Source organism: Microcystis sp. M_OC_Ca_00000000_C217Col (assembly GCF_007095585.1).
GTDB lineage: Bacteria > Cyanobacteriota > Cyanobacteriia > Cyanobacteriales > Microcystaceae > Microcystis > Microcystis panniformis.
In genome coordinates, this window is the sequence record NZ_SFBV01000137.1 from 1 (window position 1) to 9025 (window position 9025).

At 46.4% G+C, this 9025-nt stretch carries 6 protein-coding genes; 5 read left to right on the forward strand and 1 reads right to left on the reverse strand.

Annotated elements, in window-relative coordinates; genetic code table 11:
- Positions 1-641 precede the first annotated feature (641 nt).
- The 5 genes from EWV66_RS08030 to EWV66_RS08050 all read left to right on the forward strand — a co-directional run bounded on the left by EWV66_RS08030 (position 642) and on the right by EWV66_RS08050 (position 7132).
- Positions 642-1781 carry a DegT/DnrJ/EryC1/StrS family aminotransferase gene (locus tag EWV66_RS08030; RefSeq protein WP_052277880.1) on the forward strand — a complete coding sequence of 380 codons (1140 nt, stop codon included), beginning with the start codon at positions 642-644 and terminating at the stop codon, positions 1779-1781.
- 37 nt (positions 1782-1818) lie between these two features.
- Positions 1819-2724, forward strand: coding sequence for a cyanoexosortase B (gene crtB / locus EWV66_RS08035; RefSeq protein ID WP_287107637.1), 906 nt, complete (start codon positions 1819-1821; stop codon positions 2722-2724).
- Positions 2717-3463: a cyanoexosortase B system-associated protein gene (locus EWV66_RS08040; protein ID WP_052277878.1), complete on the forward strand. Its 747-nt coding sequence runs from the start codon at positions 2717-2719 to the stop codon at positions 3461-3463. The genes crtB and EWV66_RS08040 overlap by 8 nt, the downstream gene beginning before the upstream one ends.
- A 132-nt stretch (positions 3464-3595) precedes the next feature.
- The gene (locus EWV66_RS08045; RefSeq protein ID WP_052277877.1) at positions 3596-4810 is read left to right on the forward strand and encodes a polysaccharide biosynthesis/export family protein; all 1215 of its coding nucleotides are present in this window, start codon (positions 3596-3598) and stop codon (positions 4808-4810) included.
- Between the two features lie 117 nt (positions 4811-4927).
- On the forward strand, positions 4928-7132 hold the full coding sequence (locus EWV66_RS08050) for a GumC family protein (RefSeq protein ID WP_002788697.1): 2205 nt from the start codon (positions 4928-4930) through the stop codon (positions 7130-7132).
- A gap of 6 nt (positions 7133-7138) precedes the next feature.
- Here the strand turns inward: EWV66_RS08050 and EWV66_RS08055 are convergent, their stop codons facing one another.
- Positions 7139-8587, reverse strand: coding sequence for a family 10 glycosylhydrolase (locus tag EWV66_RS08055; protein ID WP_287107638.1), 1449 nt, complete (start codon positions 8585-8587; stop codon positions 7139-7141).
- Positions 8588-9025: the final 438 nt, after the last annotated feature.

Genomic DNA, 9025 nt, shown 5'->3' on the forward strand with positions numbered 1-9025 from the left:
CCGGTGATTCGGAAGTTCTACGAACGGTTGTTGACCAATGGCAAGTTGAAAAAGGTGGCCTTAGTTGCCTGTATGAGGAAATTGCTGGTTATCCTCAATGCCATGATTCGTGATAATAAGTACCTAGGCAAAATTATTTACACATGACGATCATTGCCCCGTAAGGGTTTTAGCTCGATCGGGCAGGTAATTAATTTTGCATGACTACTTAAATGCTGGCAAGCACCCGCTTAGTCCAGTTTTCCGAACAATTTCATCGCTGACAAAACGGATGACTGGTGCCGTTACTTTGTCTTGCCTATTTGGGGTACAAAAGATTTTCTTTATTTATATTTAATTCCACCCACCCACTTAGTAATTATCTTCAAAGTTTGGCGGCAAAAATAAATAGCTAGGCAGTCAACTTGATTCTTTTGGCCAAGTCAAGGCCAAACCCCCTGAATACCAATCGGCTCTCTTGGTTTAGCTGGGTTAGAATCTAGCCTAGCCTATACTTTTTCTCAGGTTATCCCAGAAGGATTAAGGATAAACCACAGAGGCACAAAGAACACAAGGACAAGAGAGCCTACAAATCTAGACAACTTGATCAAACCTATGCTAGTCTCTTGATAATTAATAATATCTCCCTAAACAAGCAATAGATGAATTCCCATTTAATCAAAGTTCCCTTTGTTGATTTAACTTGGCAAAATCGGCCCCTACAAGCAAAAATTACCGAGGCAATCCAAACAGTTATCGACCGAGGAGATTTTGTTTTAGGCCAAGCTTTAGCCGAATTTGAAACCGCCTTTGCCCAAGCTTGCGGAGTCGAGTATGCTGTGGGAGTAGCTTCTGGCACTGCTGCTCTTGCCCTGGCTTTACAAGCTTACGGCATCGGTGCCGGGGATGAAGTGCTAGTCCCCGCTAATACCTTTGTCGCTACCCTCATGGGTGTTATTCAAGCGGGGGCCAAACCAGTTTTAGTTGATTGTCACCTCGATACGGCCTTAATTGACCTCGCAGCGGCCGCCCAAAAAATTACCCCCAACACCCGCGCCATTCTACCCGTACACCTGTACGGACAGATGGTATCACCCCAAAAATTAGAGGATTTTGCCCGCAGCCATAATCTGACTATCTTTGAAGATGCGGCCCAGGCCCATTTAGCCAGTAGAGAAGGTTATCGCGCCGGCAGTGTCGGTGTGGCGGCGGGGTTTAGTTTTTATCCCAGTAAAAATTTAGGTGCTTTTGGCAATGGCGGAATGTTAGTGAGCAATGATCCCGAAATTAGCCAAAAAGCCCGTAGTTTAAGAAATTATGGCGCACCGAGCAAGTATTTTCACACCGATATCGGCACTAATAGTCGTTTAGACAGCATACAAGCCGCCATTTTAAATGTTAAATTACCCCATCTGGAAGGCTGGAATCGGGCCCGTCAGCGAGCGGCAAGACAATACGACCGGCTTTTGGCTCCTTTAGCCGATAAGGGCATTTTACCCATACGAGACGAAACCGAGACCGGTCATGTCTATCATCTCTACGTTATTCGCGTACTCCCCCATTGTCCGGTTGATCGCCAACAACTACAAGAACAATTAACTGCCGTCGGTATTCAAACCGGCATTCATTATCCGATTCCTTGTCATCTGCAACCGGCCTATCGCTACCTGGGTTATCAACAGGGAGACTTTCCTCATGCAGAGACTCTCTGTGAAGAAATTGTCTCTCTGCCCATGTACCCCGGTATCAGCGAGGAGCAAATTGACATCGTGGTTGAACAGATCACTGCGATCATCGGGTAACATAAATTCAGAATTTGTCACTAAATCGCTCTGTCCTATGGGTATTAGTCCTTCCTTATCCCCCGTCTCCCAGAAAAATCGGCAATCTTGGCTGATTATCGGTTTCTTGGCGGTCATCTATGGTCCGGTGATCTTTCATTGGTATGATGGTTGGCTGAATGAATCGATCGGCATCGAACACGAATACTTTAGCCACGGCTTGATCGGCCTTCCCTATGCCGCCTATATTGTCTGGCAGAATCGCAAAAAATGGCAACGCCTCGAAGATCGCTCCCATCCCCTCGGAGCGTTTTTGTTAACCCTAGGAGCGATTTTTTATCTCCTCGGTTCCTCTCTTTGGGTTAGTATGTCTTTCCCGATTATTTTAGCGGGAATCTGTCTCTGGTTAAAAGGAACGGAAGGTTTAAAATTACAGGGATTTCCCCTGCTTTTAACAGCTTTAGCGACTCCTAATCCCATACCCTACCTGATCGCTCCCTATACCCTACCCCTACAGGTTTTTATTGCTGCTTGCGCTGGTTTTATTCTCCAGCAAGCGGGCCTAGATGTCTCCGTTGACGGTATCTATGTAGCGGTAGAAGGCAGGATGGTGGAAGTCGCTCCCTACTGTGCGGGGCTGAAAATGTTATTTAGCAGTCTTTACGTCACCCTCCTGCTGCTCCATTGGACTGATACCATCGAAAACGGTCGTAAAACCCGCTTTATGCTCCTCAGTGCCTTTGGAATTAGTGTCGGGGCTAATATTGTTCGTAACGCGCTTTTAGCTTGGTTTCACGGCACAGGACAAGAGGAAAACTTCAAATTACTCCACGATGGCTGGGGGGGTGATTTATACTCCGTCTTTATGTTATTACTGATCCTTTTGGTCTTCCAAATCATGCAGTATCGCGAGGCGGTTAAGAAAAAGTCCCTAGCTCAAGGGGAAGGTAACCAGGATGATTAGTCGAAAAATTCCGGCCGAGGTAAGTTTAGTGTTAGATAAAATCAAAAAAAAGCTACCGGGTAATTATTCACTACTGTTGTGCTTGCTGCTGCTGTTGATTTTAGGCGGTATCCTGCCCAATTTAATTTCTGGCCATTGGTCTTGGGTGGATCAACCAAGAATCGGTAACATTCAAAAAATGCGGACTCTACAAGAATCGGGAATCAAGTTCTCTGACCTGAAAACCATCGATCAGCAGCAAGGACAAATCGGTGAGGGAAAATGGTCGGTGCAAGTGGTGGAAACTCCTGAGGGCAAGAGGATCACCGTGCTTTTAAAGCCACAGATCTACTATAAAAATCAACCAGGATTAGAATGGTCGGATATCACTTCGATTAGTCGTTGGAATCAGGGGGAAACAACCGAGCTATTAATCCCCACCCAGTCGGGAGGAAAGGCCAAGGCTCGATTCTATCGTGCCTGGACACAAAATACCTTTGCCGTGGTGCAATGGTATGCTTGGCTAGGTGGTGGTCATTACGATCCCTCTGTTTGGTATTGGCTTGACCAATGGGCGCAATTAAAAAGACAGAGAGTACCCTGGATAGCCGTTTCCTTGCTGATTCCCTTAGAACCGACGAAAGAACTGCAAACTCTCACTCCCTTTGCTCTCAATCTCGCCAAGGAAGTTCAAAGTTACTTAGAACAAAATGTCTTAAGTCAATTAACTTCTCTGCCTGAGACCAAAAAAGAAAAGTAGTTTTTCTGCTCCCAACTATCTGTTTAAAAAAAACTAGCTCAAGGCACTTTTCTAGTCCTTAATAGCTTCTTTGTTCCTCTCCCACTAGATAACTCTCAGAAAATAAATTGATATATCTGTATGATTCTACCAATGCTCAACAAGTTTTTGCCAGTTAGTTTATTCAGAACCGGGGCCATAGCCTTATCAGGGTTTAGTCTGACAGGGTTCTTATGGGTAATTCCCTCCGAGAGCCTCAAGGCCCAGGGTTCTTTGTCCATACCCCAGACTCAACCCGGAACTGGGTTGGAATTTTTGCCCCCCGAACCGCCTAATCCCACCTTTCCTGAAAACACGATTCCCCCTACCGGCTACAGTCCACCGGTTTACTCTCCCAATAATCGCCAATCCCGACAAATTCAGTCCTATCGACTCGATATCGGCGATCAAATTACTGTCTCGGTTCCCGATTTTCCCGAATTTAATTCCACGGGGCCAGTGGATCCCGATGGTAATTTTCTGGTGCCGATTTTAGGGCGTATTCCGGTGCTGGGCTTGACTTTAGACGAAGTGCAAACTAAGATCCGCCTCGAATTGGGGCGAAAATACCTGCGGGAGGAACCGGAAGTGATTGCTGTTTTAACCACTGCCCGTCCCGTCCAGTTAACCATTCTGGGAGAGGTACAGCGACCGGGGTTTTATAGTGTTGCTCCTAATACTCCCCTAGCGCAGGTACTTTTGGCGGCGGGTGGCGGCACCCCCAGAGCCGATCTGCGTTCGATCGTTGTCCGTCGGGTTTTAGTCGATGGTACAGTATTAGAGGAGAAACTTGACCTTTATACTCCCTTAATTAAAGGGGAACGCTTGCCAGATCTGCGTTTGCAAGGAGGTGATGCCGTGATTGTTTCCAAGTTAGAAGTCGGCCAAGAGACGGGATATAATCGCACCCTGGTGGCTAGAACCACCCTCGCCCAGCAGAATATCACCGTCAGGGTTTTAGCTCCCTCAATTCCTTCAGGAATTTCCCTGAGAAATGTTTCGATTCCTAATGGCAGTAGCTTCCTTGATGTAGTGGCTAGTTTACCGGTTTCCGATCGCCTGCGGATTAATGTCAATGAAGTGTCCCTGCTCCGTTTTGATAGTGCCAAAGGGGGAATTGTTAGTCAAACTTTGAGTCCGATAGCGGCAGTTAGGGGAGATATCTCCCAAAATGTTCCCTTAGAAGATCAGGACGTAATTATCGTCACCCGCACCCTGTTAGGGGAGATTTTCGCCGCTTTTAATATCATTACCCAACCCATCCGGGATATTTCCAGTTTTACCAATACAATTCTCGACTTTGGCAATCAATTCAATAACTTCCAATAATTGAGGGGCAACTTGCTCCCTTCACTCCTTAACACAACTTCATAAGCTAGGATTTCAAGGGCGAGAATCACTCTTGACCGCTAAAATGTAAAGAATCTGGGAATACATTAAAAAGCTATGGCTCTACCAATTGTTAAACGATTTCTCATCTCGCTAGATCAGAACAAATTTGTGGGAATATTCGTCTTCCTCGTCTGTTTAGGCGGTTCTGTGATCTTTGCTTTCCTACCCGATCCTGAGAAACCCCCCACCTTTTATCGGGCGGTGGGACAATTGGCCTACCGGGTGCCGCCGCCGGCTTTTACCAGTACAGGAACCCAACTGCAAGAACAAGGGCGGGCTATTGATCGCGATTTACTGCTGTCTCCCCGGGTATTGGTCAATGCGGCCAAAAAATTGCAATTTAATCAGGAACAGATGGTTAAAATTCGCGATCAGGATTTAAAAATAACCTTCCCCGGTGAAGCGGAGGGACAAAAAAATAATAGCGACCAACCCCAAGAGGTACTTTTAGAGTTAACGGCCGACTCCCAGTCCAAGGCGGAGTTAATTCTCGAAACCTTGATGAAGGAAATGGTGGAATACAGTCGCTGGCTGAATACTTCCCAGTTACGCGCCCGCATAGAAGCTCTCAGTGTCCGACTGAACGAAGTCCAAAAAGATTTAACCAGAGCCGAAGAAAAGTTTTATCGCTACATTAGTACCCAGGGTTCAGATTTATTGGCGATTCAAGACGGGAGTTTATTCACCGCGATCACCAGTAGTCAACAGCAACAGCGAGAAATTCGCCTAGAACTGCAAGGCATTCAAGGACAGATTAATAGTCTGAGTGAACAACTCGATTTAACCCCCGATCAAGCTTACACCTCCTCAGCCCTTAGTGCCGACCCGATTATTGCCAGTATCCGAGCGCAGATATTGGACACGGAAGCCCAATTGGAGGGACTACAGAAGGATTTACGTCCCGAACATCCCACCGTCGTTAAATTACGCAAACAACAGCAAGTTAACGAATCTCTCTTACAAAAAAGAGCCGCCGAGGTGATTGGAAAAGATGGCGTTCTTACCGCTCTTCCCAGCAGTCGCATCCGTCAGCAAAGTAATCTCGATGCCACCCGTCAACAACTAGCGGCTCAATTAGTCACCCTGCAAACCCAGCGCGAGGGTTTAATGAAACAATTAGAGTCCTTGGTGACTCAGGAACAGCAATTACGCTCCCAATACGAGAAATTCCCCGATAAACAGCTACAGCAAGCTCGTTTAACCCAAGCTGTCGCCTTTCAACGGGGTATCTACGAGAATATTCTCAATGCTCTGGTGGATGCTCAGGCCGCAGAAGCGGAAACCGTGGGTAGTCTCACCGTCGCCCAACCGCCGGTTGCTCAACCGATCGAACAGGTGTTTAACCGCAAGAATCGTACCTTGATTCTCTTGGTGGGTGCTGGTTTGGGAACTTTAGCCGGATTGGGTACGATTCTCCTGTTAGCAGTGATCGATGATCGCCTGCACAGTCCCCAAGAATTGCGGGAAGCTTTGGTTAGTCGGGATATACTACTCTTGGGACAATTGCCCATTGTCCGGAATTTAGAGGGCGAGGAAATCGAGCCGATTCTCGCCGATGCTAATGCCAATTATCTCCCCTACTACGAACGTTTACGCAGTACCCTGCGACTTGTTGGCGGCGGCGAAACGGTGAAAGTGGTTGTTGTCACCAGTATTACTGGCGGAGAGGGGAAAACCGCCACTGCCTATAATCTGGCCATCGCCGCCGCTTTAGCGGGCCGACGGACTCTGTTAGTAGAAGGAGATCTGAGAAGTCCCTCTAAGGCCGAAGAAATCGGAGTCACTCCCGATCCCAATTCTTTCCGAGAACCCCTACTTTACTACGGGGCAAAAAGTAAATCGATCCGGCTGGCCCCAAATATTGAAAACCTTTCCATTTTGCCTAGTCCCGGTCCGCAAAAACAAGCGGCAGCTATCATTGAATCGAGCGAATTACAATTAATTCTCAAAGATTCTCGCGGCCGTTTCGATCTGGTGATTGTCGATACTCCTTCTCTGTCTAGCTGTAATGATGCTCTTCTCTTAGAAGAACTAGCGGACGGGATTATTCTGGTAACGCGCCAGGGCATAACTCGTTCTAGTCTCTTGAGTGAAGCAACTGACCAGTTAACAGAAGCGGAAGTGAAAATTTTAGGGGCGGTAATTAACTACGTCGATATTACACCGACTCTCAACACCGCCGAACCGGAACTGCCGCCTTTGATAGTCCCCCCCCCACAGGAAAAAACAGAGACAGAGGAAGTAAAAGTAGAGGTGTAAATGGGGTTACATTTGACAAAATCTTCTGGCTCGATCGAATTGTGGTTCTTGCCAAGAAAAAGCAAAATGACTGATACTATCTATGCTGGGAAAAGCTAGGCGAATCGCTGCCATTTGCACTTCTAAGGAGGGACGATTGTTATAGGGTTGTCCCCATAAACCCGCTAAAGCTGGGATAACAGGAGTTTGATTTCCCCTGCTTGCCACTACTCTTTTGATCTGATTAACCACACAGGTAGTATCGTTACAATTAGCGTAGGACATGGGATGCCATTCTAGGGAAGCGGGAAAACTATCCCAAGCTTGTAAACGGGAATCGAAACCTTGATTACCCACAAGACGATTCCCATCGGGAAAAAACACTGCCCCAGCCGGAATTCCCTGACGTTCCACTAGGGCAGAAAAATAACTAATATAATCAATTACACCCTGGGCAGCATGGGCAACCGTCAGGAACCAAAGTTCTAATTTGAGGCGATCAAAACGAGTTTTAACTGATTGTTTCATCTCCTCTTCTAAGGGAATTCTACCCTGCCAAAGAGGGGCGGTTTCTTGGGGATAAAGGCGATCTGCTTCGACGATATCATCAGGGGAAATTTGACCACGAGTCAGATAGCGTTCGATTAAAAATTTGCCCTTATTATTCAATCCTCGATTAATTAAAGCTTGTCGGGATGCGGGACTAAAAATCCATAAATCTTGGACATTATCGGCAACGGAATCGACTCCTGTTCCTCTCGGATAGCGAATATAATCAAATAAAACTCCATCGGGACGACGTTGTAAAATGGCTTCTAGGAGAATTAAATAATCCTGTCGCGCTTGATTACTGTAGGGATCGACAAAAGTTTGGGATCGATCATCGACAAAAGAGGTGCTATCCTGTCCTTTACCATTGCGTGCTAACACCTCCTGTCGCTCGGGTTTTAAGCTATAAGCATAGCCAAAATTGAGGCTAAATAACCAAGCATACACCTTTAAACCGCGTTTATGTCCCTGTTCAATCGCCTGTGCTAATAAATCCACATTTCCAGCACCGGGATTTTTAATCACGCTATCCCAAACCGTGGGATTATTGTTAGGAGGTAATAAGACTTGACCATCGGCAAAAACTTCCAGATAAACTATATTATAACCTTTGGCCACGATGCGATCGAGGATACTTTCTATCGATCCTGGACGGGTATCACAGGAGTAAAGACGTAACCAGATCGCTTGTTCCTGTAACCAGTGTCGGGAACGACAAAAGCGCAATTGTTCAGCATATTTCTGCAATAAAATGTTATATTCTTGGGGGGAAGTTTGACGCAGATTTTCTTGTTGTTTGATTTCCGATTCGGAGAGTTGACAATTATCATTGACAGCGAGGCTAGAGTTAATCCCGAGAGGACTACTCCAGAGGATTATAGCGAGGAAACAGGATAGCGATCGCAGATAATTGACTTTCTTTAACATAGTTGTTCACGGCAAAAGTAGCAAAGGAGAAATTTTCTTAGTTTGCTATTTTTTTAGCCCTCTTCTAGAACTCTAGCAAAAGTCTTAAGTAGGGTTTGCGGCAAAAAGTTTGTTGGTGGGGTTAGGAGACAGGAGACAGGATTTAGTATGAGAGGGTTTCGGAGATTGTCAATGTCCTAACCGCCGATTCGGTTGCGATAAGGGACTTGCGTGGGAATAATATCCCAATCGATCGGAGGGCGCAAGCCTTGCGCCCCTACAGTAACGGATTTTGTCCACAATGTAGGGGCGCACTGCGTCGCCCAAAAGGTACATTATCAAAGCGCAAGTCCCTAACATCTCGAAGGCTCTAACGGATTTTGTCCACAATGTAGGGGCGCACTGCGTCGCCCAAAAGGTACATTATCAAAGCGCAAGTCCCTAACATCTCGAAGGCTC

What these genes read in the sequence shown, in the direction of transcription:
- EWV66_RS08030 (WP_052277880.1), top strand. Translation starts at nt 642, where the DNA reads ATGAATTCCCATTTAATCAAAGTTCCCTTTGTTGATTTAACTTGGCAA.
- crtB (WP_287107637.1), top strand. Translation starts at nt 1,819, where the DNA reads ATGGGTATTAGTCCTTCCTTATCCCCCGTCTCCCAGAAAAATCGGCAA.
- EWV66_RS08040 (WP_052277878.1), top strand. Translation starts at nt 2,717, where the DNA reads ATGATTAGTCGAAAAATTCCGGCCGAGGTAAGTTTAGTGTTAGATAAA.
- EWV66_RS08045 (WP_052277877.1), top strand. Translation starts at nt 3,596, where the DNA reads ATGCTCAACAAGTTTTTGCCAGTTAGTTTATTCAGAACCGGGGCCATA.
- EWV66_RS08050 (WP_002788697.1), top strand. Translation starts at nt 4,928, where the DNA reads ATGGCTCTACCAATTGTTAAACGATTTCTCATCTCGCTAGATCAGAAC.
- EWV66_RS08055 (WP_287107638.1), bottom strand. Translation starts at nt 8,587, where the DNA reads ATGTTAAAGAAAGTCAATTATCTGCGATCGCTATCCTGTTTCCTCGCT.